The organism is Pseudacidovorax intermedius (genome assembly GCF_003350475.1).
Lineage (GTDB): Bacteria > Pseudomonadota > Gammaproteobacteria > Burkholderiales > Burkholderiaceae_C > Xenophilus > Xenophilus intermedius.
Genome location: NZ_QQAV01000011.1, coordinates 41,844 through 68,491 on the forward strand (window position 1 = coordinate 41,844; position 26,648 = coordinate 68,491).

General features: G+C 68.3%; 25 protein-coding genes. 17 read left to right on the forward strand and 8 right to left on the reverse strand.

Going from position 1 to position 26,648, the window contains the following annotated elements; genetic code table 11:
• Window positions 1-50 precede the first annotated feature (50 nt).
• Both mnmC and DFR41_RS22130 read right to left on the reverse strand, forming a co-directional pair.
• Window positions 51-1,925, reverse strand: a complete 1,875-nt coding sequence (gene mnmC / locus DFR41_RS22125; protein WP_114804311.1) for a bifunctional tRNA (5-methylaminomethyl-2-thiouridine)(34)-methyltransferase MnmC2/FAD-dependent 5-carboxymethylaminomethyl-2-thiouridine(34) oxidoreductase MnmC1 — start codon at window positions 1,923-1,925, stop codon at window positions 51-53.
• A gap of 60 nt (window positions 1,926-1,985) precedes the next feature.
• A complete protein-coding gene (locus DFR41_RS22130; RefSeq protein WP_017758688.1) occupies window positions 1,986-2,261 on the reverse strand; it encodes an oxidative damage protection protein in 276 nt (91 codons plus the stop codon).
• A gap of 163 nt (window positions 2,262-2,424) precedes the next feature.
• On the opposite strand from DFR41_RS22130, the gene DFR41_RS22135 reads away from it, so the two are divergent.
• The 3 genes from DFR41_RS22135 (at window position 2,425) to DFR41_RS22145 (ending at window position 5,219) form a co-directional block, all read left to right on the forward strand.
• Entirely contained in the window at window positions 2,425-3,444 is a 1,020-nt protein-coding gene (locus tag DFR41_RS22135; RefSeq protein WP_114804380.1) for a sulfate ABC transporter substrate-binding protein, read from the forward strand.
• 172 nt (window positions 3,445-3,616) lie between these two features.
• Window positions 3,617-4,534 (forward strand): serine O-acetyltransferase EpsC, encoded by a 918-nt coding sequence (epsC, locus tag DFR41_RS22140; RefSeq protein WP_114804312.1) that lies wholly within the window; start codon window positions 3,617-3,619, stop codon window positions 4,532-4,534.
• A 127-nt stretch (window positions 4,535-4,661) separates the two neighbouring features.
• Window positions 4,662-5,219, forward strand: a complete 558-nt coding sequence (locus tag DFR41_RS22145) for an NADPH-dependent FMN reductase (protein WP_114804313.1) — start codon at window positions 4,662-4,664, stop codon at window positions 5,217-5,219.
• A 14-nt stretch (window positions 5,220-5,233) separates the two neighbouring features.
• Here the strand turns inward: DFR41_RS22145 and DFR41_RS22150 are convergent, their stop codons facing one another.
• Window positions 5,234-6,160: a LysR family transcriptional regulator gene (locus DFR41_RS22150; protein ID WP_114804314.1), complete on the reverse strand. Its 927-nt coding sequence runs from the start codon at window positions 6,158-6,160 to the stop codon at window positions 5,234-5,236.
• A gap of 70 nt (window positions 6,161-6,230) precedes the next feature.
• Here DFR41_RS22150 and metE point away from each other — a divergent pair, with 70 nt between their 5' ends.
• Window positions 6,231-8,573, forward strand: a complete 2,343-nt coding sequence (metE, locus tag DFR41_RS22155) for a 5-methyltetrahydropteroyltriglutamate--homocysteine S-methyltransferase (RefSeq protein WP_114804315.1) — start codon at window positions 6,231-6,233, stop codon at window positions 8,571-8,573.
• 91 nt (window positions 8,574-8,664) lie between these two features.
• Here metE and DFR41_RS22160 read toward each other — a convergent pair whose 3' ends face one another.
• Window positions 8,665-9,288, reverse strand: coding sequence for an FMN-dependent NADH-azoreductase (locus DFR41_RS22160; protein ID WP_114804316.1), 624 nt, complete (start codon window positions 9,286-9,288; stop codon window positions 8,665-8,667).
• A 118-nt stretch (window positions 9,289-9,406) separates the two neighbouring features.
• Here DFR41_RS22160 and DFR41_RS22165 point away from each other — a divergent pair, with 118 nt between their 5' ends.
• The 10 genes from DFR41_RS22165 to DFR41_RS22210 all read left to right on the forward strand — a co-directional run bounded on the left by DFR41_RS22165 (window position 9,407) and on the right by DFR41_RS22210 (window position 19,080).
• Window positions 9,407-10,333 (forward strand): LysR family transcriptional regulator, encoded by a 927-nt coding sequence (locus tag DFR41_RS22165; protein ID WP_017761949.1) that lies wholly within the window; start codon window positions 9,407-9,409, stop codon window positions 10,331-10,333.
• Between the two features lie 154 nt (window positions 10,334-10,487).
• The gene (locus tag DFR41_RS22170) at window positions 10,488-11,129 is read left to right on the forward strand and encodes a peroxiredoxin (RefSeq protein ID WP_017761948.1); all 642 of its coding nucleotides are present in this window, start codon (window positions 10,488-10,490) and stop codon (window positions 11,127-11,129) included.
• 13 nt (window positions 11,130-11,142) lie between these two features.
• Entirely contained in the window at window positions 11,143-11,721 is a 579-nt protein-coding gene (locus DFR41_RS22175) for an RBBP9/YdeN family alpha/beta hydrolase (RefSeq protein ID WP_017761947.1), read from the forward strand.
• Window positions 11,718-12,728: a sulfate ABC transporter substrate-binding protein gene (locus DFR41_RS22180; RefSeq protein WP_017761946.1), complete on the forward strand. Its 1,011-nt coding sequence runs from the start codon at window positions 11,718-11,720 to the stop codon at window positions 12,726-12,728. Before DFR41_RS22175 ends, DFR41_RS22180 begins: the two co-directional genes overlap by 4 nt.
• A gap of 4 nt (window positions 12,729-12,732) precedes the next feature.
• Window positions 12,733-13,620 (forward strand): sulfate ABC transporter permease subunit CysT, encoded by an 888-nt coding sequence (gene cysT / locus DFR41_RS22185; protein ID WP_076509989.1) that lies wholly within the window; start codon window positions 12,733-12,735, stop codon window positions 13,618-13,620.
• A gap of 61 nt (window positions 13,621-13,681) precedes the next feature.
• Window positions 13,682-14,587, forward strand: a complete 906-nt coding sequence (cysW, locus tag DFR41_RS22190; protein ID WP_043118522.1) for a sulfate ABC transporter permease subunit CysW — start codon at window positions 13,682-13,684, stop codon at window positions 14,585-14,587.
• Between the two features lie 69 nt (window positions 14,588-14,656).
• Window positions 14,657-15,763, forward strand: coding sequence for a sulfate/molybdate ABC transporter ATP-binding protein (locus tag DFR41_RS22195; protein ID WP_017758532.1), 1,107 nt, complete (start codon window positions 14,657-14,659; stop codon window positions 15,761-15,763).
• The gene (locus DFR41_RS22200) at window positions 15,760-16,260 is read left to right on the forward strand and encodes a disulfide bond formation protein B (protein WP_017758533.1); all 501 of its coding nucleotides are present in this window, start codon (window positions 15,760-15,762) and stop codon (window positions 16,258-16,260) included. The genes DFR41_RS22195 and DFR41_RS22200 overlap by 4 nt, the downstream gene beginning before the upstream one ends.
• Before the next feature lie 230 nt (window positions 16,261-16,490).
• Window positions 16,491-17,228: an acetoacetyl-CoA reductase gene (gene phbB / locus DFR41_RS22205; protein ID WP_017758534.1), complete on the forward strand. Its 738-nt coding sequence runs from the start codon at window positions 16,491-16,493 to the stop codon at window positions 17,226-17,228.
• Window positions 17,229-17,361: 133 nt separating this feature from the next.
• Window positions 17,362-19,080 (forward strand): cation:proton antiporter domain-containing protein, encoded by a 1,719-nt coding sequence (locus DFR41_RS22210; protein WP_017758535.1) that lies wholly within the window; start codon window positions 17,362-17,364, stop codon window positions 19,078-19,080.
• On the opposite strand, the gene DFR41_RS22215 is transcribed toward DFR41_RS22210, so the two are convergent.
• Window positions 19,075-19,479, reverse strand: coding sequence for a hypothetical protein (locus tag DFR41_RS22215; protein ID WP_114804318.1), 405 nt, complete (start codon window positions 19,477-19,479; stop codon window positions 19,075-19,077). The genes DFR41_RS22210 and DFR41_RS22215 overlap by 6 nt on opposite strands.
• A gap of 188 nt (window positions 19,480-19,667) precedes the next feature.
• Here DFR41_RS22215 and DFR41_RS28195 point away from each other — a divergent pair, with 188 nt between their 5' ends.
• Entirely contained in the window at window positions 19,668-20,282 is a 615-nt protein-coding gene (locus DFR41_RS28195) for a hypothetical protein (protein ID WP_147284414.1), read from the forward strand.
• Window positions 20,283-20,301: 19 nt separating this feature from the next.
• Here the strand turns inward: DFR41_RS28195 and DFR41_RS22225 are convergent, their stop codons facing one another.
• The gene (locus DFR41_RS22225; protein WP_114804319.1) at window positions 20,302-21,828 is read right to left on the reverse strand and encodes an MDR family MFS transporter; all 1,527 of its coding nucleotides are present in this window, start codon (window positions 21,826-21,828) and stop codon (window positions 20,302-20,304) included.
• Window positions 21,825-22,337 (reverse strand): MarR family winged helix-turn-helix transcriptional regulator, encoded by a 513-nt coding sequence (locus tag DFR41_RS22230; protein ID WP_017758539.1) that lies wholly within the window; start codon window positions 22,335-22,337, stop codon window positions 21,825-21,827. Before DFR41_RS22230 ends, DFR41_RS22225 begins: the two co-directional genes overlap by 4 nt.
• A gap of 251 nt (window positions 22,338-22,588) precedes the next feature.
• On the opposite strand from DFR41_RS22230, the gene dusA reads away from it, so the two are divergent.
• Entirely contained in the window at window positions 22,589-23,602 is a 1,014-nt protein-coding gene (dusA, locus tag DFR41_RS22235; RefSeq protein ID WP_114804320.1) for a tRNA dihydrouridine(20/20a) synthase DusA, read from the forward strand.
• A gap of 96 nt (window positions 23,603-23,698) precedes the next feature.
• On the opposite strand, the gene DFR41_RS22240 is transcribed toward dusA, so the two are convergent.
• Window positions 23,699-24,346 (reverse strand): GntR family transcriptional regulator, encoded by a 648-nt coding sequence (locus DFR41_RS22240; RefSeq protein WP_017758541.1) that lies wholly within the window; start codon window positions 24,344-24,346, stop codon window positions 23,699-23,701.
• 139 nt (window positions 24,347-24,485) lie between these two features.
• Here DFR41_RS22240 and scpA point away from each other — a divergent pair, with 139 nt between their 5' ends.
• Complete coding sequence (gene scpA / locus DFR41_RS22245) at window positions 24,486-26,639, forward strand: methylmalonyl-CoA mutase (RefSeq protein WP_114804321.1); 2,154 nt, start codon at window positions 24,486-24,488, stop codon at window positions 26,637-26,639.
• The last annotated feature ends 9 nt before the right edge of the window (window positions 26,640-26,648 follow it).

A 26,648-nucleotide genomic window follows, 5' to 3' on the forward strand; every position in this document is an offset into this window, starting at 1 on the left:
AACCAGGGCGATGGGCAGGCCGACACAAGGGGCGCATCGGCTGGCGCCGTTCAGCGCCAGAGACGACGTGTGTCGAGCGCGCGGGCCTGGGCCGACGGCACAGGCAGGGGCTCGCCGTGCCAGCGCGCAGCCAGAAGCTCGGCGCAGAGGGCGGCGAAGCTCAGCCCGCGCGAGCCCAGCGCCGTGCAGGCCCAGGGGCCGGACGGTGCGGCAGGGTCGATCGGACCGACCAGCGGCCGGCGGTCGGCAGAGGCGCAGCGCACGCCGGCCCAGTCGTGCAGGCCGGCCTGCGGCTCCTGGGCAAAAGCGGCCAGCGCCGGATGCAGCCGGGCCAGGCGCGCGAGGTTGTGCGCGCGGTCCGCCGGCCGGATGGCGGTGTCGGTGTCGCCCGGCTCGTAGGTGGAGCCGGTCATCCACTGCAGCGGGCGGGCAGCGTCCGCGGACGCGCTCACGCCGGCGATCAGGTGTCCATCCCCGTTGACCGGGATGCGACGGCCGACGGCGGCCATGGCCGGCGGCATCTCGCCCCAGACGATCTGGCCGCGCACAGGCTGCAGCGGCAGGGCCGGTGCCAACCGTCGTGTGGCCGGGCCGGCGGCGATGACCACGCGGTCCGCGTCTGCCAGCACTTTGCCGCCAGCATCCCGGAGTCGCCAGCCGCCGGCCGGCGCGGCTTCGATGTGTTCCACGGGCGCGCCAGCGCTGAACGCGATGGCGGGATGGTCCAGCCAGGCGGCCACGAGCCGGTGCGGCTTCACCCAGCCGGCGCGTGCATGGAACAGTGCCGGCGTGCCGGGCGGTAGCCCGGCGGCGACGAGCGCAGCGGCGGTGACGGGGGTGGTCTCGTTCCAGCCGCCGGCCTCCGCCCATTCGGGCGGCAGACGCAGCGACGCGGCATCCCGCCGTTCGACCGCGCCGGTGGCGGCCCAGTCGACGCCCTCGACCAGGTCGAGCGCGCACAGCTGCGACCAGGTGGCGCGGATGCCGGCGCGGGTCAGGCGCGAGAGCAGCGCATCGTCCGGGGAGACATGCGGCGCCATCAGGCCGAAGGGCAGGGCCGACGCGCCTGCCGCAGGACGGTCCGCGGCATCGAGCACGGTCACCTGCCAGCCGCGCCGGGCCAGGGCATGGGCCACGGCCGCGCCAGCGAGGCCTGCGCCGATCACGGCGCATCGCCCGGGCGACGCCACCCGCTCGGCATCCTCGGCCTGCGGCCGACGCCGCACCGGCCATGCCGGGGCGTAGCGCCCGCGCAGGCAGTCGCGCTTGGGCGGCAGGCCTGGCGCCTTCTCCAGCACGAAACCGAGGGGGACCAGTGCATCGCGCACGGCGCGCGCCACGGTCCAGGTGGCCACGGCCGTGCCGGGCCGGCAGAAGCGGGCCAGGGTTTTGAACACCTCGGGCGACCACATCTCGGCATTCACGCTGGGACTGAAACCGTCGAGGAACAGGCTGTCCGCCTCGAAGGGCTGGTGCGCCCGCAGCATGGCTCGGGCGTCGCCGATGCACAGCGTCAGCAGCACGCGTCCACCTTCGAAGGCCAGGCGGTGGAAGCCTGGCAGCAGGCCATGCCACTGGTCGCCCAGCTGTTCGCCCAGCTCCTGCAGTTCCGGATAAAGAGCCGCGGCGCGGCGGATGTCTGCGGCCGAGACCGGATAGGCCTCGACCGAGACGAAATGCAGGATCTGGGGTCGCTGCGGGTCCTGGCGCCACGCGAGCCAGGTCACCAGGAAGTTCAGGCCCAGGCCGAAGCCCGTCTCCAGCACGCGCCACTGCCTGGCCTGGGCCCAGGCGCCGGGCAGGCCACATCCGCCCAGAAACACATGCCGTGCCTGGGCCAATGCGCCGGTGATGGAGTGGTAGACGTCCTGGAAGCGGGGGCTGAAGGGCTGGCCTTCATCGTTCCAGGTGAGGATGTCGCTCATGTCGCGAGCCGCGCCGCGCATGAGGGCGCGGCCGGAACGGGGCGGGAAAGGACTACCGGCTCAGGCCGCCGGCGGCGGCACGTAGCCCTGGGCGGCGTCGGCGCCCTCGCCAAAGAAATGCTTTTCCATCTGCCGGGCCAGGTACTGGCGGGCGCGGGCATCGGCCAGGTTCAGGCGGTTCTCGTTGACCAGCATGGTCTGGTGCTTGAGCCAGGCGGCCCAGGCCTCCTTGCTGACGTTTTCCCAGATGCGCTTGCCGAGTTCGCCGGGATAGGGCGGGAAGTCGAGGCCCTCGGCTTCCTTGCCGAGCTTGATGCATTGAACCATGCGTGCCATGGGGGGCTTTCTTGTGTAGAGAACTGAGGGAGGGGGGCGGTGCGAGGGACGACGACCGGCTTAGCTGATTTCGCTATTTAGAACTGAGAACTCCGTCGTTCCCCTTTCCTTATGCGGTATCCAGAATTCAATTCATCGACCTTATGCACAACAAGGCATGAACATGAATCTCCGCCGTGACTTTATCAAGCTTTCCCTGGTTGCCAGTGCTGCGGCGGCCTTGTCCCTGCCGGCCTGGGCACAGACCGTGACGCTGCTCAACGTCTCGTACGACCCCACGCGCGAGCTGTACGTGGACTACAACAAGGCCTTCGCCAAGTACTGGAAGGGCAAGACCGGCCAGGATGTGGTGATCAAGCAGTCGCACGGGGGATCGGGCAAGCAGGCCCGCTCGATCATCGACGGCATCGACGCCGACGTGGCCACGTTGGCCCTGGGCGGCGACATCGACGCGCTGGTCGAGCATGGCGGCCTGGTCAAGGCCGACTGGCAGAAGCGGCTGCCGCACAACTCGGCGCCCTACAACTCGACCATCGTCTTCCTGGTGAAGAAGGGCAACCCCAAGGGCCTCAAGGACTGGGACGACCTGGTCAAGCCCGGCGTGCAGGTGATCACGCCCAATCCCAAGACCTCGGGCGGCGCCCGCTGGAACTACCTCGCGGCCTGGGAGTACGCCAAGCGCAAGTACGGCAGCGACGCCAAGGCGAAGGAATACATCGGCAATCTCTTCAAGAACGTGCCGGTGCTCGACACGGGCGCGCGCGGCGCCACGATCACCTTCGTGCAGCGCGGCGTGGGCGACGTGCTGCTGGCCTGGGAGAACGAGGCCTTCCTGGCCGTGAAGGAGTTCGGCCCGGACAAGTTCGACATCGTCGTGCCGTCCATCTCGATCCTGGCCGAGCCCTCGGTGGCCGTGGTCGACAAGGTGGTCGACAAGAAGGGCACCCGCGCGGTGGCCGAGGAATACCTCAAGTTCCTCTACTCGGACGAAGGCCAGGACATCGCGGGCCGCAACTACTACCGCCCCACGGGCGATAAGGCCAAGGCCAAGTACGCCGCGCAATTCCCCAAGCTGGCGCTGTTCACCATCGACGAGGCCTTCGGCGGCTGGGCCAAGGCGGACAAGGCGCACTTTGCCGACGGCGGCTCCTTCGACCAGATCTACACGAACAAGCAGAAGTGAGGCGCCAAGGGGCAGGGCACGCCGCGCGCCCTGCCACGGACTGCGTCGCCGCGGTGCAGGGTGGGCGGATTCACCCACCGCGCGAGGGACAAGGCGGGCCCACGGCCAGTCGCGCAGAATAGGCGCCCCGCCTTTCCGGGCGGGGCCCTGTGTCACTGCCGCGCCCACGCCTATGTCCGCCTTCCCCATCGATGAAATCGTCTCGTCCCTGCGCCAGGTGCGCAACGAATGGCGCAGCGCGCAGCAGCGCGTGGCCGGCGGCGAGCGGCAACTGCCCTCGCGTGCCGCCGTCGACGAGGTGGTCGAAAGCCTGATCGGCGCGCTCTTTCCCATGCGGCTGGGGCCCGCCCACCTGCGGGAGGAGGGCGAAGACTTCTACGTCGCCCACACCATCGACCAGGCCCTGCGCCAGTTGCAGGAGCAGGCGGTGCAGGAACTGCGGCACGTGCGCCGTCTCGACGCCGTGACCCCGGCCGAGCTTCGGGCCGACGCCGAGCAGCGGATCCGCGAATTCGCCCTGCAGTTGCCCGCCATCCGTGCGTTGCTCGACACCGACGTCATGGCCGCCTACCAGGGCGACCCCGCGGCGCAGAGCGTGGACGAGGTGCTGCTGTGCTACCCGGGCGTGACGGCCATGATCCACCACCGCATCGCGCATCCGCTCTACCGGCTGGGGCTGTCGCTGCTGGCGCGCATGGTGGCCGAGCGCGCCCATGCGCAGACGGGCATCGACATCCATCCGGGCGCGACCATCGGCGCCGGATTCTTCATGGACCACGGCACCGGCATCGTGATCGGCGAGACGGCGGTGATCGGCCAGCATGTGCGCCTGTACCAGCAGGTCACGCTCGGCGCCAAGCGCTTTCCCATCGACGAGAACGGCCATCCGCAGAAGGGCCTGCCGCGCCACCCGGTGGTGGAGGACGACGTGGTGATCTACGCCGGGGCCACCATCCTGGGCCGCGTGACCATCGGCAAGGGCGCCACCATTGGCGGCAATGTATGGGTGACCGACGACGTGCTGCCGGGCGCCTCGGTCACGCAGGCCAGCCTGCAGAAGAACCGCGGATCGCGCCCCGGCGATTGCTGAACGCCGGGCATCGCGGGCCCGGCGGGGTGTAACCGCCGGTGCGTGCGCCTGCGACTGACAGACGCGCGGACGAGGGGCCGCCAGCATCGAGGCTTTTCGCATCCACCCCGCAAGAGGAGCGTCTTCGATGAGCCAATACCGCATCGCCGTCCTGGTCGGCAGCATTCGCCAGGATTCCCTCAACCGCAAGCTGGCCCTGGCGCTGGCCGCGCTGGCGCCGGAGGACTTCACCTTCGAGCACCTGCGCATCGACAACCTGCCGCTCTACAACCAGGACCTCGACGGCAAGCAGCCGGCCGAGGTGCAGCAGCTCAAGACCGAGATTGCCCGCGCCCAGGGCCTGCTGATCGTCACGCCCGAGTACAACCGTTCGATTCCCGGCGTGCTGAAGAACGCGCTGGACCACGGCTCGCGGCCCTACGGCCAGAACGCCTGGGGCGGCAAGCCGGCGGGGGTTATCGGCATCTCGCCGGGCGCCATCGGCACCGCGCTGGCGCAACAGCACCTGCGCAACGTGCTGGCCTACCTCGACGTGCCCACGCTGGGCCAGCCCGAGGCCTTCATCCAGAACAAGGACGACCTGTTCGACGAGAAGGGCCACATCGGCATCGAGGCCACGCGCCAGTTCCTGCAGGGCTGGATGGACAAGTACGTCGCCTGGGTCAAGCGACACGCCAGCGTCTGAGGGTTCACACCTTGTCAGAGCAGCTCGATCCCCGGCAGCCGCTTGAAGCAGCTGTCGCGCGTGATCCGCACGAAGTCCGACAGCCAGGCCTGGGCCGATAGCCCTGGCCGGCAGGCCATGTGCAGCTCGCCGCGCAGGCTGGCGGGTCCGATGGGCCGGGCGCTCACATAGCCGCGTTGCAGGTAGCTCTGCACCGCCCACCACGGCAGCGCGGCAATGCCCCGGCCGCTGGCCACCAGCTGCAGCATGGCGACGGTCAACTCGGTCGTCCGACGCTGCCGGGGCTGCAGGCCGGCGGGCTGCATCACCTGGCGCAGAACATCCAGCATCTCGTCCGGCACCGGATAGGTGATCAGTGTCTGATCGGCGAAATCCTCGGCCGTGAGGTACGGCTTTTCGGCCAGCCCGTGCCCGTTGGCCATCAGCGCGACGATTTCGAAGCGGAACAGCGCGTGATGGTCGACCGGCTCCGTGGCGTCCTGTTCCGAGACGATGGCCACCTCGGCCTTGTCCTGCAGCAGCAATGCGACGGGGTCGGGATGAAAGCCGGACACGATGTCCAGCTCGATTTCCGGCCAGGCTTGGCGGAAGGTGTCCATGGCCGGCATCAGCCAGTCGAAGCAAGTGTGGCATTCGACGACGATGCGCAACTGCCCGCCGCCACTGCTCACCAGACGTGCAACGTCCCGGTCGGCGGTTTCCATTTGCGGCAGCACGCTGTCGGCCAGTTGCAGAAGCCGCAGGCCGCTGGCAGTGAACTGAGGCGGCAGCGATTTGCGTTCGAAGAGCGCGCAGCCGTAGTGCGCCTCCAGCGCCTTGATCTGGTGAGACAGGGCGGACTGTGTGAGGTTGAGCAGTTGCGCCGCCCGGACCAGGCTGCCTGTGTCGCGCAGGGCGGACAGGGTACGCAGGTGGCGGATTTCCAGGATCGGCTGGGTCATGAAATTTATTCAAGCAATACCGCAAAAAGTTTCGTTTGAATCATAGTTGGCGCGCCGGGATGATGCCGGCATGACTCGCACACACATCCTGGGATTCCCGCGCATCGGCGCCCACAGAGAACTGAAGTTCGCCCTCGAGGCCCACTGGCGCGGTGAGATCGACGCCGACGCGCTGGAGGCCGTCGGCGCCGGACTGCGCGAACGCCACTGGGCCCTCCAGCGCCAGGCTGGCCTGGACTTCGTCACCGTCGGCGACTTCGCCTTCTACGATCAGGTGCTCAACCACATGCAGTTGCTCGGCTGCGAACCGCAGCGCTTCGGCCTGTCCGCCGACGAGCCGGAGCTGGTCCGGGCCTTCGCCATGGCGCGCGGCGTGGGCGCGGGCGAAGCGGCCGGCATGCATGCGCTGGAGATGACCAAGTGGTTCGACACCAACTACCACTACCTCGTCCCCGAGTTCGGGCCGGCGACCGTGTTCGGCGGCATCGCCAGCGAGCGCTTGTTCGACGAGGTGGCCCAGGCGCAGGGGCTGGGCCATCCGGTCAAGGTGGTGCTGCTGGGGCCGCTGAGCTTCCTGTGGCTGGGCAAGGAGAAGGCCCCGGGCTTCGAGCGGCTGTCCCTGCTCGACGGGCTGCTGCCTGTCTACGAACAGGTGCTGGCGCGGCTGAAGGCGCAAGGTGTGGAGTGGGTGCAGATCGACGAGCCCATCCTGGGCCTGGACCTGCCCGAGCCGTGGCGCCAGAGCTTCGAGCGCAGCTACTGGCAGATGGCGCGCAACGCGCCGCGGCTGCTGCTGGCGACCTATTTCTCGCCGCTGCAGGAGAACCTGCGCCTGGCCTGCCAGCTGCCGGTGGCCGGGCTGCATGTGGACGCCGTGCGGGCGCCCGAGGAGCTCACCGGCGTGGCCGACTGGCTGCCCGCGCACAAGGTGCTGTCGGTCGGCATCGTGGACGGCCGCAACATCTGGCGCACCGACCTGGACGCGGCGCTCGGCCGGCTGAAGCCCGTGGCCGCCAAGCACCGCGGCGAACTGTGGCTGGCGCCCTCGTGCTCGTTGCTGCATGTGCCCTTCGGGCTGCAGGCGGAGCAGGGGCTGGATGCCGAACTGCGCAGCTGGCTGGCCTTCGCCTGCGAGAAGCTGGAAGAGCTGCAACTGCTGCGCCGGGCACTGGCCGGCGATGCGGACATCGAGCCCGCCCTGGCCGAAGCGCGTGCCGCCATCGCCAGCCGTCGCCACAGTCCGCGGGTCCGGCGGGCCGACGTCGCCCTGCGCCTCGCGCGCCGGGTGGACGGCGACGACCGCCGCGCCTCGCCCTTCGCGCAGCGGCAGGCGACGCAGCGGCGTCGCTTTGCGCTGCCGCCACTGCCGACCACAACCATCGGCTCCTTTCCGCAGACCGGTGCCATCCGGGCGCAGCGGGCGGCGCATCGGCGCGGCGCGCTGTCGGCCGAAGCCTATGCCCAGGCCATGCGCGATGAAATCGCCCGCGTGGTGAGGGCCCAGGAATCGTTGGACCTGGACGTGCTGGTGCACGGCGAGCCCGAGCGCAACGATATGGTCGAGTACTTCGGCGAACAGCTCGACGGCTATGCGTTCACGGCCAACGGCTGGGTGCAGTCCTATGGCTCGCGCTGTGTCAAGCCGCCGCTCATCTATGGCGACGTGGCCCGGCCGGCAGCCATGACCGTCGAATGGACCGCCCATGCCCAGAGCCTCACGCGGCGGCCGATGAAGGGCATGCTCACCGGGCCGGTCACGATGCTGCAGTGGGCCTTCGTGCGCGACGACCAGCCGCGCAGCCTCACCTGCGAGCAGATCGCCTGGGCACTGCGCGACGAGGTGTGCGACCTGGAGCGCGCCGGCATCGGGATGATCCAGATCGACGAGCCCGCCTTTCGCGAAGGCCTGCCCCTGCGGCGCGCCGGCTGGAAGGCCTATCTGGACTGGGCCGGCCGCGCTTTTCGCCTGTGCGCCTCGGGCGTGCGCGACGAGACGCAGATCCACACCCACATGTGCTACTCGGAGTTCAACGACATCCTGGCGGAGATTGCCGCACTGGACGCCGACGTCATCACCATCGAGACCAGCCGCTCCGACATGGAACTGCTGCGCGGCTTCGGCGGGGAGGGGGCGATGCGTTATCCCAACGAGATCGGCCCGGGCGTGTACGACATCCACTCGCCGCGCGTGCCGCCGATCGAGGAGATGCTGCGCCTGCTGCGCAAGGCCGCCGACGTGGTGCCGCCGGGCCATCTGTGGATCAACCCCGACTGCGGCCTCAAGACCCGGGGCTGGCCGGAGACCGAGGCCGCCCTGGCCAACATGGTCGCCGCAGCGAAGCGGATGCGCGCGGAGCTGGGTCTGTGTACGCAGGTCGCGGCACCCGGCGGCACTGAACTGGCTGAAGCCTGAGGCGGGCTGGCGCTGTTCGCCCCATGAAAAGAGGGTCCCGCAGGACCCTCTTGTTGCTGGTTGGCGCCGCGCCATGCGCGCGGCGTCGGCCTCAGGCGGCGACCGCAGCCCCGGCCGCGACCGGGATCGAGGCGCGGGCGGCCTCCAGTGCTGCGGCGCGTGCCGCTTCGCCCATGGCCAGGCCTTCGGCGCGTACGAAGCGCACGTCGGTGATGCCGAAGAAGCCGAACACCACCTTCAGGTAGCTTTCCTGATGCTCGGCCGCCTGGCCGGCTTCGGAGGTGGAGTACTGGCCGCCGCGGGTGGAAACGACGATCGCCGTCTTGCCGGTGGCCAGGCCCTGCGGGCCCTTCTCGGTGTACTTGAAGGTGCGGCCGGGCTGGGCCAGACGGTCGATCCAGGCCTTGAGCTGGCTGGGAATCGAGAAGTTGTACAGCGGTGCGCCCACGACGATCACGTCGGCAGCCAGGAACTGGCTGACCAGCGCTTCGGAGACGGCGTTTTCCTGCTTCTGCGCCTCGGTGGTGGCCTCGGCGCCCACCTTCACGCCCAGGGCGTCGGCACCGAAGTGGGCCGGGGCGTTGGCCGCCAAGTCCAGATAGTCCACCTCGGTGCCGGGATGGGCGGCCACCCAGTCGCGGACCACTTCGGCCGTGAGCAGGCGGGAGACGGAATTGGCGCCGAGGACGCTGGAATCGATGTGCAGCAGTTTCATGTTCTTCACTCCTGAGAGAGACGGGCCCGACGGATTCGAGCGATGGAAGAAGTCTAAAACTGGGACAACAGGGCGATAAGCCGCCAAAATCGGGACCATTCGTTCTTTGGATGGAACAATGAGCCCAGTACAGGACCTCAACGACCTGGTTTTCTTTGCCGAAGTGGTGGAGCGCGGCGGCTTCAGCGCCGCCAGCCGTGCGCTGGACGTGCCCAAGTCACGCCTGTCGCGTCGCATTGCACAGTTGGAGGCCTCGCTGGGCGTCCAACTGCTCCAGCGCAGCACGCGCCGGCTGTCGCTCACGCCCGCGGGCGAGGTCTATCTGCGCCACTGCGTCGCCGTGCGCGAGGCCGCCGAGGCGGGCGCTGCCGAAGTGGCGCAGGTGCGCAAGGAGCCGCGCGGCCTGGTGCGACTGAGCTGCCCGGTGACGCTGGCGCAGAGCAACGTGGGCCCCGCGCTGCCGGAATTCTTCAGTCGCCATCCCGGCGTGCAACTGGAGATGCGGGTGGTGAACCGGCCGGTGGACCCGGTGGAAGAGGGTGTGGACGTCGCGCTGCGCGTGCGCAACGAGGTCGAGAACAGCGCCACGCTCGCATCCCGTGTGTTCGGCCGCAGCCAGTTGCTCCTGGTCGGCACGCCAGCCTTGCTGGCGCGGCACGGGCCGCTGACGCATCCCGAATCGCTGGAGCAGGTGGAATGCGTCGCGATGTCGGCCGCGGATGCCCGCGCCGGCACGCTGCTGCAGGGCCCGGGCGGCGCCACCCATCTGCTGATGCAGACGCCGCGCTACCTGGCGAACGACCTGCTGACGCTCAGCTTCGCGGTGGAGCAGGGCGTGGGCATCGGCTTCCTGCCCGACTACCTCTGCCGCGAGGCCCTGCAGGCGGGCCGGCTGCAGTCGGTGTTGCCCGACTGGCAGCCGCCACCCGGTCTCGTGCATGCCATGTTCACGCCGCGCCGCGCGCTGGTCCCCGCGGTCCGGGCGGTGCTGGACTTCCTTGGCGAGGTGCTGGCCGAGCCGCCCGAGCGCAGTCCGCTGGCATGACGCCCGCTGCGCAGGGCCGGCCCGGATCTTCCAGCGCCGGAATGGTGCTTATGGTCGAGATCGCATAACCAAACAAGGAGATATTCGTTTGTGATCGAAGCGCTTGTCCTCAGAATCCAGACTCCCTTGCTTCCACCTGACAAAGGATCACGCCATGGCCACGCTGCGACTCGGTGACACCGCCCCCGACTTCACCCAGGATTCCTCCGAGGGCGCGCTCCATTTCTACGACTGGGCGGGCGATTCGTGGGTGGTGCTGTTCTCGCACCCTGCCGACTTCACCCCGGTGTGCACCACCGAGCTGGGCAAGACCGCGGCGCTGGGCGGCGAATTCGCCAAGCGCGGCGTCAAGCCCATCGCGATCAGCGTCGATCCGGCCGACAAGCACAAGGAATGGATCGGCGACATCAACGAGACGCAGAACACCACCGTGAACTTCCCGATCCTGGCCGACGCCGATCGCAAGGTGGCCGAGCTGTACGACCTGATCCACCCGAACGCCTCGGCCACCGCCACGGTGCGCAGCGTGTTCATCATCGACCCCAAGAAGGTGGTGCGCGCCACCATCACCTACCCGGCGAGCACGGGTCGCAACTTCGACGAGATCCTGCGCGTGATCGATTCGCTGCAGCTCACCGACAGCCACAAGGTGGCGACGCCCGCCAACTGGAAGGACGGCGACGACGTGGTGATCGTGCCCAGCATCCAGGACCCGGAAGAGCTGAAGGCCCGCTTCCCCAAGGGCTGGAACGCGGTGCGGCCCTACCTGCGCGTGACGCCGCAGCCCAACAAGTGAGCCGCCCGCGGCCATGACGCAGCGCATCATCATCGTGCCCGGCTGGCGCGACTCCGGTCCCGGCCACTGGCAGAGCCTGTGGGCCGAGCGCCTGCAGGACGCCGAGCGCGTGGTGCAGGACGACTGGGTCTCGCCCCGGCGCGAGGCCTGGGTCGGCACGCTGGAGCGGCTGATCCTGTCGCGGCCCGAGCCGGTGGTGATCGCGGCGCACAGCCTGGGCTGCATCGCGACCAGCCACCTGGGCGCCGAGGCCGCGGCCCGTGTCGAGGGCGCGCTGCTGGTGGCGCCGGCCGATCCGGAACGCCGCGCCGCGCTGGTCGACTTCGCCCCCGTTCCTTACGCGCCCCTGCCCTACCGCAGCATCGTCGTGGCCAGCACCACCGACCCCTTCTGCCCGGTGCGCCTGGCTGGCGCCTATGCCCGGGCCTGGGGCAGCGAATTCGTCCGCATCCAGAATGCGGGCCACATCAACGTGGATTCGGGCCATGGCGACTGGCCGCTCGGGCTGGCGCTGCTTGAATCCCTGACCGATGCCCCCAGCCGTCTGACGGCCGGGGACCGGTCTTCCGTGCAACACTCCGCGACCTTATGAATTCCAAGATCAAGACCTTCGCCGCGGCCCTGACGGTGGCCGCTTCGGCCTTCGCCGGCAATGCCTTCGCCCAGAACCAGCTGCTGAACGCGTCGTATGACGTGGCCCGCGAGTTCTACAAGGACTACAACGCCGCCTTCGTCGCCCATTACAAGAAGACCACCGGCAAGGACGTCAAGATCGACCAGTCGCACGGCGGCTCCAGCGCCCAGGCCCGCTCGGTGGCCGACGGCCTCGATGCGGACGTGGTGACGATGAACACCAGCACCGACATCGACTTCCTCGCCGACAAGGGGGTGGTGGCCAAGGACTGGACCAAGAAATTCCCCGACAACGCCTCGCCCACCACCTCGACCATGCTGTTCCTGGTGCGCAACGGCAACCCCAAGGGCATCAAGGATTGGGACGACCTGATCAAGCCCGGCGTGCAGGTCGTGGTCGTCAACCCCAAGACGGGCGGCAATGGCCGCTATGCCTATCTGGCCGCCTGGGGCTACGTGAAAAAGAAGGGCGGCACCGACGCCCAGGCCGCCGAATTCGTCGGCAAGCTGTTCAAGAACGTGCCGGTGCTGGCCCGCGGCGGCCGCGATGCCACCACGGCCTTCCTGCAACGCAGCATCGGCGACGTGCTGATCACCTTCGAGTCCGAGGTGGTCTCCATCGACCGCGACTTCGGCACCGGCAAGGTCGATGCCGTCTACCCGAGCATCAGCATCCTGGCCGAGAACCCGGTGGCGGTGGTCGAGCGCACGGTCGCCAAGAAGGGCACCGGCGAACTGGCCAAGGCCTACCTGAACTACCTGTACTCGGACGAGGCGCAGGAGATCGCCGCCAAGCATGCGCTGCGCCCGCGCTCGCCGGCCGTGCTGAAGAAGCATGCCGACACCTTCAAGCCGCTGCAGCTGTTCACGGTGCAGGAGCTCTTCGGCAGCCTGGGTGAAGCGCAGAAGGTGCACTTCAACGACGGTGGCCAGTTCGACAAGCTCTACACCCCCGGCGCGCGCTGACTCCATGGCTGGTGTGACCTCACCGGCGCTGCCGACCCCGGCAGCGCCGGTTTCACGTTCAAGGGCCGGCGGTGCCAAGCGGGTGCTGCCGGGCTTTCACCTGACGCTCGGGTACACGATCTTCTATCTGTGCCTGATCGTGCTGATTCCGCTCAGCACGCTGGTCTTCAAGACCTTCACCATGAGCTGGGATCAGTTCTGGGTGGCCGTCACCGCACCGCGCGTGCTGGCTTCGTACCGGCTCACCTTCGGCGCCTCCTTCCTGGCCGCGCTGGTCAACCTGTTCGCCGGCCTGCTGGTGGCCTGGGTGCTGGTGCGCTACAAGTTCCCGGGCAAGAAGCTCGTCGACGCGCTGGTGGACCTGCCCTTTGCGCTGCCCACCGCCGTGGCCGGCATCTCGCTCACGGCGCTGCTGGCCGGCAACGGCTGGATCGGCCAGTACCTCGAGCCGCTGGGCATCAAGCTCGCGTTCACGCCGGCTGGCGTGGTGATTGCGCTGATCTTCATCGGGCTGCCTTTCGTGGTGCGCACGGTGCAGCCGGTGCTGGAAGACACCGAGAAGGAGCTGGAGGAAGCCGCCACCTCGCTCGGCGCCACGCGCTGGCAGACCTTCCGCCTGGTGATCCTGCCCTCGATCACGCCAGCCCTGCTCACCGGCTTCGCCATGGCCTTCGCCCGCGCCATCGGCGAGTACGGCTCCGTCATCTTCATCGCCGGCAACATGCCCATGATTTCCGAGATCACGCCGCTCATCATCATCGGCAAGCTCGAGCAGTACGACTACCAGGGCGCCACCGCCGTGGCGCTGGTCATGCTGGTCTTCTCCTTCCTGATGCTGCTGGTCATCAACGCGCTGCAGGCCTGGCAGCGCAAGCGGGGGGTGTCGGCATGAGCGCCCGCACGGCCGCTCCGAAGGCCGCTCGCACCGCAGCGCGCAGCGCGGAGGTTTTTCAATGAGCGGTGCGACCGGAATGCGCGCCGGCAGGGGTCGGGTGCGCGCGGGCACTACCGAATCGCCCGCCGTGCGCTGGGCGCTGATCGGCTTGGCGCTGGTCTTCATGTTCTTCTTCCTGGTGCTGCCGCTGGCCGCCGTCGCCACCGAGGCGCTGCGCAAGGGCTGGGGCGCCTATGTGGAGGCGCTGAAGGAGCCCGACGCCTGGTCCGCCATCGAGCTGACGCTGATCGTGGCGGCCATCTCGGTGCCGCTGAACCTGGTGTTCGGTGTGGCGGCGGCCTGGGCCATCGCCAAGTACGAGTTCAAGGGCAAGGCCTTCCTCACGACGCTGGTGGACCTGCCCTTTGCCGTCTCGCCCGTGGTGGCCGGCCTGATCTACGTGCTGGTGTTCGGCGCCCAGGGCTGGCTGGGGCCGTGGCTGTCGGAGCACAACATCAAGATCATCTTTGCCGTGCCCGGCATCGTGCTGGCGACCGTGTTCGTGACCTTCCCCTTCATCGCGCGGGAGCTGATCCCGCTGATGCAGGCCCAGGGCACCGAGGAGGAGCAGGCCGCCATCGTGCTCGGCGCGAGCGGCTGGCAGACCTTCTGGCACGTGACGCTGCCCAACATCAAGTGGGGCCTGCTGTACGGTGTGATCCTGTGCAATGCGCGGGCCATGGGCGAGTTCGGCGCGGTGTCGGTGGTCTCGGGCCACATCCGCGGCCAGACCAACACCATGCCGCTGCATGTGGAGGTGCTCTACAACGAGTACCAGTCCGTCGCCGCCTTCGCCGTGGCCTCGCTGCTGGCGGTGCTGGCCCTGGTCACGCTGGTGATCAAGACGGTGGCCGAGTGGCGCCACGAGCGGGAGATGAAGGCCCTGGCCGAACTGCCGCCTGAGCGGCCGGCGCCCACCGCCTGAGTCCGCCTTCCAGAGTGGCCCCGCCGCCCGCGTGGCGGGCGCCCGAACAGAACAAGAGTTAGCCAAACCATGAGCATCGAAATCCGCAACGTCAGCAAGCGCTTCGGCGACTTCCATGCGCTGCGCGACGTCAGCCTGAACATCGATTCGGGCGAGCTGTTCGCGCTGCTGGGCCCCTCGGGCTGCGGCAAGACCACGCTGCTGCGCATCATCGCGGGCCTGGAAACCGCCGACACCGGCAGCATCCTGTTCAGCGGCGAGGACACCACCGACGTGCACGTGCGCGAGCGGCAGGTGGGCTTCGTCTTCCAGCACTACGCGCTGTTCCGCCACATGACGGTGTTCGACAACGTCGCCTTCGGCCTGCGCATCCGCCCCCGCCGGGATCGGCCCAGCGAGGCGCAGATCAAGGCCAAGGTGCTGGACCTGCTCAAGCTGGTCCAGCTGGACTGGCTGGCCGACCGCTACCCGGCCCAGCTGTCGGGCGGCCAGCGCCAGCGCATCGCCCTGGCGCGTGCGCTGGCGGTGGAGCCCAAGGTGCTGCTGCTGGACGAGCCCTTCGGCGCGCTGGATGCCAAGGTGCGCAAGGAACTTCGCCGCTGGCTGCGCCGGCTGCACGACGAGCTGCATGTCACCTCCATCTTCGTGACGCACGACCAGGAAGAGGCGCTGGAGGTGGCCGACCGCGTGGTGCTGATGAACAGCGGCCACATCGAGCAGGTCGGCTCGCCGCAGGAGGTCTGGGACCATCCGGCCAGCCCCTTCGTGTACGGCTTCCTGGGCGACGTGAACCTGTTCCACGGCCGGGCCCACGAGGGCGAGGTCGAGCTGCAGCAGGGCATGCGCTTTGCTGCGACGGAGGCAGACCGTGTTCAGGACGCCAAGGCGCTGGCCTATGTGCGTCCGCACGACTTCGACATCGCGCCATATGCGGCCGGCCAGGCGCAGGCACACGGCATCGTCGCGCGCCTCACCCGTGCCATCGTGGTCGGTCCGATCGCGCGGATGGAACTCGAACCGGTGGAAACGAATCCGGATAATCCCGGAGGTGGAACCGTGATCGAGGTGCAGATTCCTGCCCAGCAGTTCCGCGAGTTGGGTCTGCGCGAGGGCGACACGGTGGTCGCGAGCCCGCGCCGGGCCCGCGTCTTCGTTGACCAAGGATCAGGGATTTGAACCAACTCTTCGGCGCGCCCCGGCGCATTCACGGGCTCATCGCCGCGGCCTGCGTGGCCATGCTGGCATTTGGGATGTACCTGCAGCATGTGGTGGGGCTCGAGCCCTGTCCCATGTGCATTGTCCAGCGCTATGCGCTGATCCTGGTGGCGGTATTCAGTGCCTTGGCGGCCGCCACCGGCGGCAGCGGATTGCGCAAGTTCTGGGGCTTCGTCGCCCTGGTCTTCGCGGCGGGTGGCGCCTTCACTGCCGCGCGGCAGAGCTGGCTGCAATGGCATCCGCCGGAGTTCGCGAGCTGCGGTCGCGACATCTACGGAATGATCGAGACCTTCCCGCTGCAGCGCGTCGTGCCCATGATCTTCCGCGGCAGCGGCGACTGCTCGCAGATCGACTGGACCTTCCTGGGCCTGTCGATCGCCAACTGGTCCTTCCTGTGCTTCGTCGCCTTCGGGCTGGTGTTTCTGGCGTTGCTCTTCCAGCGTCAGCGCCGCCGCTGACCGGCGCGCCCAGACATCGTCCTGTCTCTTCCCAAGGCCCCGCCGTGGTGCACGATGCGCCCGGCGGGGCTTTTGCATGCACGGACGGTGTGCACGCCGTTGCTTGCCTGGGTTTGACCTGCGGTTTGTCCTCATCTCTTTAGAGGGGCCATGCCACTGAAACCTCAAGAAATGTCGCTAAAGTGACCGAGCCGGCAAGGAAGCCGGATCAACCCAAGGAAAGCACAGGAATGAGCAAGAAAGTCGCTTACGTCACCGGAGGCATGGGAGGCATCGGAACCGCAATCTGCCGCCGTCTGCATCAGGATGGATTCACGGTGATCGCCGGTTGCGGGCCGACCCGCGATTTCAGCAAGTGGCTTGCAGAGCAGAAGGAAGAAGGCTTCGAGTTCCACGCTTCCGTCGGCAACGTCGGCAACTGGGAGTCGACGGTGGAGGCCTTCTCCAAGGCCAAGGCCGAGCACGGCAGCATCGATGTGCTGGTCAACAACGCCGGCATCACTCGCGACCGCATGTTCGTGAAGATGACGCCCGACGACTGGAACGCCGTCATCGAGACCAACCTCAACAGCATGTTCAACGTCACCAAGCAGGTGGTGGGCGACATGGTCGAAAAGGGCTGGGGCCGCATCATCAACATCAGCTCGGTCAACGGCGCCAAGGGCCAGGCTGGCCAGACCAACTACTCGGCCGCCAAGGCCGGCATGCACGGCTTCACCATGGCGCTGGCGCAGGAGTTGGCCACCAAGGGCGTGACGGTCAACACCGTGAGCCCGGGCTACATCGGCACCGACATGGTCAAGGCCATCCGCCAGGAAGTGCTGGACAAGATCGTCGGCACCATCCCCGTCAAGCGCCTGGGCGAGCCGAGCGAGATCGCCTCGATCATCTCCTGGCTGGCCTCCAGCGAAGGCGGCTATTCGACGGGCGCCGACTTCCCGGTCAACGGCGGCCTGCACATGCATTGAACGGGGGCGCGTCCCCCTTCGCCCCGGCCTCGCCGGGGGATCTCGGAGCCCGCCTTGCGCGGGCTTCGCGCTTCCGGGGCCAGGCAAACCCCGGCGTCGCGGTGCGCCCGGCGGCGTCCTGCAAAATGGGTCGATGCACCATGGCGCCTCCCTCATCAGCACGATCGCCGCCGCCCTGGGGCTGGCACTCGCCCTCGGATTCATCGCCGCCCGTCTGAGGTTGCCGGCGCTGGTGGGCTACCTGCTCGCTGGCGTGATCATCGGCCCCTTCACCCCCGGCTTCGTGGCCGATGCCGACATCGCCTCGCAACTGGCCGAGATCGGCGTGATGCTGCTGATGTTCGGGGTGGGCCTGCATTTCTCGTTGGACGACCTGCTGCAGGTGCGGCGCATCGCGCTGCCGGGTGCGCTGGTGCAGATCGTGGCCGCCACCTGCATGGGTGGGCTGCTGGCGCTGTGGTGGGGCTGGAGCCTCGGGGCGGCGCTGGTCTTCGGGCTGGCGCTGTCGGTGGCCAGCACGGTGGTGCTGCTGCGGGCGCTCGAGAGCCTGGGCATCCTGGACACCCACACCGGCCGCATCGCCGTCGGCTGGCTGGTGGTGGAGGACCTGGCGATGGTGCTGGTGCTGGTGTTGCTGCCACCGCTGGCGCAGGTGCTGGGTGGCCGCGCCGAGGAGGGCAGCGATGGCTCCATGGCGTCGCTGTCCCGCACGCTCGGCATCACGCTGCTGCAGGTCGGCGGCTTCGTCGCACTGATGCTGATCGTGGGGCGCCGTCTCTTCCCTTGGCTGCTGTGGCAGGTCACGCGCACCGGCTCGCGCGAGCTGTTCACGTTGTGCGTGGTGGCGGCGGCGGTGAGCATCGCGTTTGCGTCGGCTTCATTGTTCGGCGTCTCCTTTGCGCTGGGCGCCTTCTTTGCCGGCATGGTGATGCGCGAGTCCGAGTTCAGCCACCGGGCGGCGGAGGAGTCGCTGCCGCTGCGCGACGCCTTCGCCGTGCTGTTCTTCGTGTCGGTGGGCATGCTGTTCGACCCCGGCGTCCTGCTCAGTCGGCCACTGCAGGTGCTGGCGGTCGTGCTGGTGATCGTGGTGGGCAAGTCGGTGGCGGCCTGCCTGCTGGTGCTCGCCTTCCGCTATCCGCTGGCGACCGCGCTGACGGTGAGTGCCAGCCTGGCGCAGATCGGTGAGTTCTCCTTCATCCTCCTGGCGCTGGGCTTGCGCATGGAACTGCTGCCGCCGGAGGCGCAGAGCCTGGTCCTGGCCGGGGCGCTGGTGTCCATCGCGACCAATCCGCTGTGGTTCAGCGCCATCCAGCCGATCCTGAACTGGTTGCGCCTGCATTCCTCGCTGGCCCGACGGCTGGAGGCGCGCGACGACCCGCTGGCGGAACTGCCTGCGACCACGGCTGCACGCTACCTGTCACGGCAGGTGGTGCTGGTGGGCTATGGCCGTGTCGGCCGGCGCATTGCGGCGCAGCTTCGCGCCCACGACATCCCCTTCGTGGTGGCGGACCAGAACCGCGAGCTGATCGAGCGGCTGCGCGAAGAAGGTGGTGCGGCGGTCTGGGGCGATGCGGCGGAGCCGTCCGTGCTCATCCAGGCCCACATCGCCCGGGCGCGCGTGTTGGTGGTGGCCATCGCCGATCCACTGAACGTGCGTCAGATGATCGACACGGCACGCGCGCTCAATCCCGAGGTGGAGGTCGTCCTGCGCAGCCACAACGAGGACGAGGCGCAACTGCTGCGGCAGGAACTCGCGGCGACGGTCTATCTGGGAGAGCACGAACTCGCCCAGGCCATGGCGGGCGATGTACTCCGCCGGGCGCTGCCACCGGTGCCGGCGGCGGCGTCATAGGTCCTCGATGACCAGCGCGCGGTAACGCTGTCCCATCACGAAGGGGTTCTCGCGCAGCAGGCTGCGGATCCGCTCGACGTCCTCGTCGTCCTCGGTGCGCACCAGCAGGCCGGCATGGCCCTCGCGCGCCAAGCGCACGTAGGCGCGAACGGTGGCGCCTTCGGTGCCGGGGGAGGGCAGCGGATCGTCGGCTTCCGATGCCGTGGCGCCGATCGGGCCGGTGATGGCCTCGGCAGGAACGAAGGCGATGTCGTCGCTGGCCACGCCGCCCTGGGCGAGCGCTTCTGCCGCAGCCCGCGCCGCCTCGGCGTCCCGGAACATCAGGAGGGCGTGCCCGGTCGGATAGAAGGTCTTGCCGAGGGTCGACAGCATGTCCGGGGTCAGTGCGAAAGGCTTCATGGGGTCTCCAGAGGTCGTGTGCCGGCCCTGCACGTAAAGGTGCGGCAAGTCGGCTGGACTTGTGAACCTAGGGAGCCCCATCCCGTCGTCCTGTAGGAAGGGGCCCTTGCGGGACGCCCGGATTTGTTAATAACTGCAGTTTGGTTGCGAAACGTGTTTCTAATTGTGAAGTTTTCGCTACCTTTGAAGTGACTTCGGCGCCTAGGATTGGCGGCATGAAAAGCGGTGTAGCGTTTCGTTGGCTTCCTTGCGTCGGGATCGGCGGCCTTCTGGCCGGTGCGACGGCGGCGTTGTGGATCGCGCCGCCGCGAACCTCCGGCGAATGGGCGGCGTGGGTCCAGGCGGCGTCGGTACTGGTGGCGTTGTGTCTGGCGCTGCGCCTGCAGTATGTGGCGGGTCGGCAGGCCGCGCGCCAGGCGGAGCAGGTGGCGACGCTCTTTGCTGCCAACATGCACTGGGTGTTCCGTGAGCTCAGCGACGCCTGCATCAAGCGCGCCTGGGCCGACTTTGCCGTGCATCGCCGTGTTCTGCAGGAGGTGCTGGCGCAGGGCCGCGAAGTGAGCCTGCAGCAGATCGACGGCTCGGGTCTGGCCATGGTGACCAGCCTGCGGGCCATGGCGGTGGAAGGCCTGGAGATGGTGGCCAGCCACACCCCGCAGGGCGACTGGCACCAGTTGCATCGCTACTTCGAGAAGCGCTTGCCCAGCATTGCCGGCTGGTTGGCGCTGTACGGCCATCCGCCGGAAAACAGCGGGCCGACCGACTACCAGGGGCTGCGCACCTCGTTCGGGCAGTTCGGCTGAGCGCTGCGGTCCCGCACGGTCAGTGCGGAATCTCGGCCGGGCCGCCCGCGGCCTTGGGCGGCCTACGGATGAGCAGGAGCAGCGGGATGGTCACCGCGGTCAGCACCATCATGATCCAGAAGTCGTCGAGGTAGGCCACCATGGTCGCCTGGCGCGTGACCTCGGCGTTCAGGACGGCGAGGCCGGTCTGGGTGCCCAGGTCCATGACCGGGGGCAGCGCCAGCAGCCCCTGGTTGCCCGGCGACACCAGCGCGGCCAGATTGGCATGCGCCCGGCCCGAGCCTTCTGTGAGCAGCGTCTGCACGACCGAGATGCCGACGCTGCTGCCGATGTTGCGCAGCAGGCTGAAGATCGGCGTGCCCTGGTTGCGCAGTTGCGCCGGCAGCGTGGCAAAGGTGGCGGTCGACAGCGGCACGAAGGTGAAGCCGATGCCCAGGCCCTGGATGAAGCCCGAGGTGACGATCAGCGTGCTGTCCATGTCCGGCGTGAAGCGCGTCATCTGCCACAGCGAGAAGGCCGTCAGGCCGAAGCCGGCCGCCATGATGGCGCGCACGTCGATCCGGTGGACCAGCCGCCCGACCACGATCATGGCGATCATCGTTCCCACCCCGCGGGGTGCGGTGACCGCGCCGGTATAGACGACCGGATAGCCCATCAGCCCCTGCAGGAAGTTCGGCAGCAGCGAGGTCGTCGCGAACAGGATGATGCCGACGACGAACGCGAAGAACTGGCCGGTGACGAAGTTGCGGTCCTTCAGCAGGTCGCGGTTGAGAAAGCTCACGCCCTGCACGGTCCAGGTGTGGACGGCGAAGAAGGCGAGGGCGACCACGGCGCCGACCGCCTCCAGACGGATCTCCCACGAGTCGAACCAGTCCAGCTGTTCGCCGCGGTCCAGGAAGAGCTGCAGCAGGCCGATGCCCAGGCTGAGCGTCGCGAAGCCGAACACGTCGAGCTTCTCGGCCTTCGGACGGCTCTCGGGCAGGTAGCGTGCGATGCCCCAGAAGGCCACGATGCCCACCGGCAGGTTGATGAAGAACACCCAGCGCCAGTCGAGCTGATCCGTCAGCCATCCGCCCAGCAGCGGACCCAGGATGGGGCCGATCATGATGCCCGCACCCCAGATGGCCATGGCCTGGCCCACCTTCTCGCGCGGGTTGATGTCGAGCAGCACGGCCTGCGACAGCGGCACCAGCGCCGCCCCGAAAACGCCCTGCAGCAGCCGAGCGCCGACGATCTCGACCAGCGAGCCCGCGATGCCGCACAGCGCCGACGCCACCGTGAAGCCCACCACCGACACCAGGAAGACGCGCCGCCGGCCCCACCGGCCGCAGAACCAGCCGGTCAGGGGCAGGGTGATGGCCGCCGCCACGATGTAGGAGGTCAGCACCCAGGTGATCTGGTCCTGCGAGGCCTGCAGGCTGCCCTGCATGTGGGGCAGGGCGACGTTGGCGATGGTGGTGTCCAGCGCCTGCATGATCGTCGCCAGCATGATCGAGACGGTGATCATGCCGCGGTGGGGCACGGGGTTCTGGGGGGTGGGGGTCATGGGGCGGTTTCCTCGGGGCCGCGGGTCGCGCCGCCGTCGTGCAGCGAAGCCGGCGCCGCCTCAGGTTGCCATGCGAGCAGGCCCTCGCGGGCTTTGGCCAGCAATGCCATGAGCTGGGCCTGCTCGTCGGCACTCAGGTTGACGAGGCCGTGGGCCAGCACCTCGTCGCTGAGGGCGAGAGCCTGGTCCATGGCATCGAGGGCGCGGGGCGTGGCGTGAATGAGCTTGACGCGGCGGTCACTGGGCGAGGGCTCGCGCCGGATCCAGCCGCCAGCCTCCATCCGGTCGCAGAGCGTGGCGACGGCCATGGCGCTGATTTCCAGGCGTTGGGCCACGGCGGCCTGCGACAACGGCTCGGGCTGTTCGGGATGTGCCAGCGCCCAGAGCAATCGGCATTGCGCCAGGGACAGGCCCATCCGTTCGCGGGCCAGCCGGTCGAAGTGGGCGCCGTGCAGCTTGGCCACCTGGTTGACCAGAAAGCTGAAGCGCTTGGAGGGATCGATTTTCATAAACATCTATATCGTAATCATGTTTATTAATTGAGCCTGACTGGCTCGCGCGGCACTTGTGCAGCGGTGCTCGGCCGCCGCCAAGGCCGGCTTTGCCGCGCGTATCGCTCGGACCTGGGAAAATGCCGGCCTTCCGCCGCTCCATGCGCACCCTGCGTGGCGCGGCTTCCTGTTTTTCTTTCCCGCGGAACGAGCGTCCACACCGACGCTGTTCGCCGGCCTCTCTCTCGACCGGCGCCCCTGCCCAACTCATGAACGACAAGGACCTTTCCTCATCACTGCAGGCGTCGCTGCCCGTCGGCCGGCTCTCCGTGGCCCCGATGCTCGACTGGACAGAGAGGGGCTGCCGCTACTTCCACCGCCTCCTGAGCCGCCATGCGCTGCTGTACACCGAGATGGTGAACACCGGCGCCATCCTGCACGGTGATGCGGCGCGGCATCTGCGCTTCGACGAGACCGAGCACCCGGTCGCGCTGCAACTGGGTGGCAGCGAGCCCGCCGATCTGGCGGCCAGCGCGCGGCTGGGCGAGCAGTGGGGTTACGACGAGATCAACCTGAACTGCGGCTGTCCCAGCGAGCGGGTGCAGCGCGGTGCATTCGGCGCCTGCCTGATGGCGGAGCCGGTGCTGGTGGCCGATGGCGTGAAGGCGATGCTGGACGTGGTGAGCGTGCCCGTGTCCGTCAAGCACCGCATCGGCATCGACCGGGTGGAAAGCTACGACTTCGTGCGTGACTTCGTGGGCACCGTTGCCGACGCCGGCTGCCGCCACTTCATCGTGCATGCGCGCAATGCGTGGCTCAAGGGCCTGAGCCCCAAGCAGAACCGTGAGATCCCGCCGCTGCGCTACGAGCTGGTGCATCGCCTCAAGCACGACTTTCCTCAGCTGTTCATCGCGATCAACGGCGGCATCCACGCCGACGAGCAGGTGCACGCGCAACTGCGCCTGCTCGACGGCGTGATGGTGGGCCGCGAGGCGTATCACAACCCGTGGTGGCTTTCGCAATGGGACAGCGCCTTCTTCGGCGACGCGCCGCGTGAGATGACGCGCGAGGAGGTGGAGGCCCAGATGTGCGACTACATGCGTCGCGAGAAACAGGCGCACGGCACGTCGTGGCAGTCGATTGCGCGGCACATGCTGGGGCTGCGCAATGGCCTGCCGGGCGCGCGGCGCTGGCGGCAGGTGTGGAGCGACCATCGCCTGCGCGAGCTGGATCCGCACGAGGTCATGGCCCGGGCGCACGCCAGCGCCACTGCCGAGGCCTGAGCGCGCAGGCCGCCGGGCTGATCGTCCCACGGGCGGCGAGCAGCTTAAGCTGACGGCCCGGCAGCAGGCCGCGACCCACCAGGACCGAGCGGCGACTCAGGACGCCGCTTCGAGCCCGTTCGCGAAATGCTCACGCATGCGCGCCTCGGCCGCCTGCGCGTCTCGCGCCTCAATGGCGACCACCAGAGCGCGGTGCTCCGCCAGCGATTCCTCGATGCGCCCCGCCTTCAGCAGCGAGTTGTGGCGGTTGAGCTTCATCACCTTGCGCAGGTCGGCCACCATCTGATCGCGCCAGCGGTTGTCGGCGATGGCCAGCAGCCGCATGTGGAAGCGCTCGTTGACGGCGAAGAAGTGCTCCCGGTCCACCTGGCCGGGGCGGGCGGCGGCCTCCAGCTCCTCGTGCAGGGCGCGCAGTTCGGCGATCTGGGGCTCGGTCGCACGGGTGGCGACCACGCCGGCGGCGTCGCTCTCCAGCAGGGCGAGCAGGTGATACACGTCGGCCAGGTCGCGGTCGGACACCTCGGTCACGTAGGCGCCGCGGCGCAGCTTCATCGTCACCAGCCCCTCGGCGGCCAGCACCTTCAGCGCCTCGCGCAGCGGCGTGCGGCTGATGCCCAGTTCTTCCGCGATGCGCAGCTCGTCGATCCAGCTGCCGGGCTCCAGTTCGCGGCGGAAGATGCGCTGGCGCAGCAGCTCCGCCACCTCTTCATAGAGGGCGCGCGGGGTGAGGGTCAGGGCAGACATGTTGGCGACTGTATCGCAGAAGCAGGCCCTAATTCATAATTGAATTAATAATTACAGACAGCTAGACTTGCGGGATTCCCCGGGGTCGGCCAGCGTGGCCGCACTTCCGGCACCAGAGGTCAAGCGAGAGAGACGAAGCATGGCGGATTCCGAATTCAAGCCCTCCACCCTCGAAGACTGGGCGCGCGCCGCGGCCAAGTCGGCCCCCGGCGGCGACGTCTCGGCGCTGAACTGGGTGACGCCCGACGGCATCACCGTCAAGCCGCTCTACACGGCCGCCGACCTGCAGGGCCTGCGCTACAGCGACACGTTGCCTGGCTTCGAGCCCTACATCCGCGGCCCGCAGGCCACGATGTACGCCGTGCGGCCCTGGACCATCCGCCAGTACGCGGGCTTCTCCACCGCCGAAGAGTCGAACGCGTTCTACCGCAAGGCCCTGGCCGCGGGCGGGCAGGGCGTGTCGGTGGCCTTCGACCTGGCCACCCACCGCGGCTACGACAGCGACCATCCGCGCGTGACCGGCGACGTCGGCAAGGCCGGTGTGGCCATCGATTCGGTGGAGGACATGAAGATCCTGTTCGACGGCATCCCGCTCGACAAGGTCAGCGTGTCGATGACCATGAACGGCGCCGTGCTGCCCGTGCTGGCCGGCTACGTGGTGGCGGCGGAAGAGCAGGGCGTGTCGCAGGACAAGCTCAGCGGGACCATCCAGAACGACATCCTCAAGGAGTTCATGGTCCGCAACACCTACATCTATCCGCCCGAGCCGAGCATGCGGATCATCGGCGACATCATCGAGTACACGGCCAAGAACATGCCGAAGTTCAACTCGATCTCGATCTCTGGCTACCACATGCAGGAAGCCGGCGCCAACCAGGCGCTGGAGCTGGCCTTCACCTTGGCCGACGGCAAGGAGTACGTGAAGACCGCCATTGCCAAGGGCATGGACGTGGACGACTTCGCCGGGCGCCTCAGCTTCTTCTGGGCCATCGGCATGAACTTCTACCTCGAAGTCGCCAAGATGCGCGCCGCGCGCCTGCTGTGGTGCCGGATCATGAAGGGCTTCAACGCCAAGAACCCCAAGAGCCTGATGCTGCGCACGCATTGCCAGACGTCGGGCTGGTCGCTCACCGAGCAGGACCCTTACAACAACGTCGTGCGCACCACCATCGAGGCCATGGCCGCGGTGTTCGGCGGCACGCAGTCGCTGCACACCAATGCGCTCGACGAAGCCATCGCGTTGCCCACCGAATTCAGCGCCCGGATCGCCCGCAACACGCAGCTGATCATTCAGGAAGAGACGCACATCACCAGCGTCATTGACCCCTGGGCCGGCAGCTACATGATGGAGAAGCTCACCCAGGACATGGCCGACGCCGCCTGGGCCATCATCGAGGAGGTCGAGGCCATGGGCGGCATGACGAAGGCCGTGGACAGCGGCTGGGCCAAGCTCAAGATCGAAGCCGCCGCGGCCGAAAAGCAGGCGCGCATCGACTCGGGCCGCGATGTCATCGTGGGCGTCAACAAGTACAAGCTCAAGAACGAGGACCCGGTCGAGATCCTCGCCATCGACAACATGAAGGTGCGCGACCAGCAGGTGGCGCGGCTGCAGAAGATCCGCGCTGCCCGTGACAGCGCCAAGGTGCAGGCGGCGCTCGATGCGCTCACGGCCGCCGCCGAGAAGAACGAGGGCAACCTGCTCGACCTGAGTATCCAGGCCATCCGCCTGCGCGCCACGGTGGGCGAGGTGTCGGACGCGCTGGAGAAGGCCTTTGGCCGCCACCGCGCCGACACGCAGAAGGTGACCGGCGTCTACGCCGCCGCCTACGACTCGGCCGAGGGCTGGGAGGCGCTGAAGAAGGAGATCGACGCCTTCGCCGAGGACCAGGGTCGGCGTCCGCGCGTGATGATCTCCAAGCTGGGCCAGGACGGCCACGACCGCGGCGCCAAGGTGGTGGCCACGGCCTTCGCCGACCTGGGTTTCGATGTGGACATGGGCCCGCTCTTCCAGACCCCCGAGGAATGTGCCCGCCAGGCCATCGAGAACGACGTGCATGCCGTGGGCGTGAGCACGCTGGCGGCGGGCCACAAAACGCTGGTGCCGGCCATCATCGAGGAGCTGAAGAAGCAGGGCGCGGACGACATCATCGTCTTCGTCGGGGGCGTGATTCCGCGGCAGGACTACGAGTTCCTGTACGAGGCGGGCGTGAAGGGCATCTATGGGCCCGGCACGCCGATCCCAGCCAGTGCGAAAGATGTGCTGGAGCAGATCCGGGCGGCTGTCGCTGCCTGATCGCCGCCC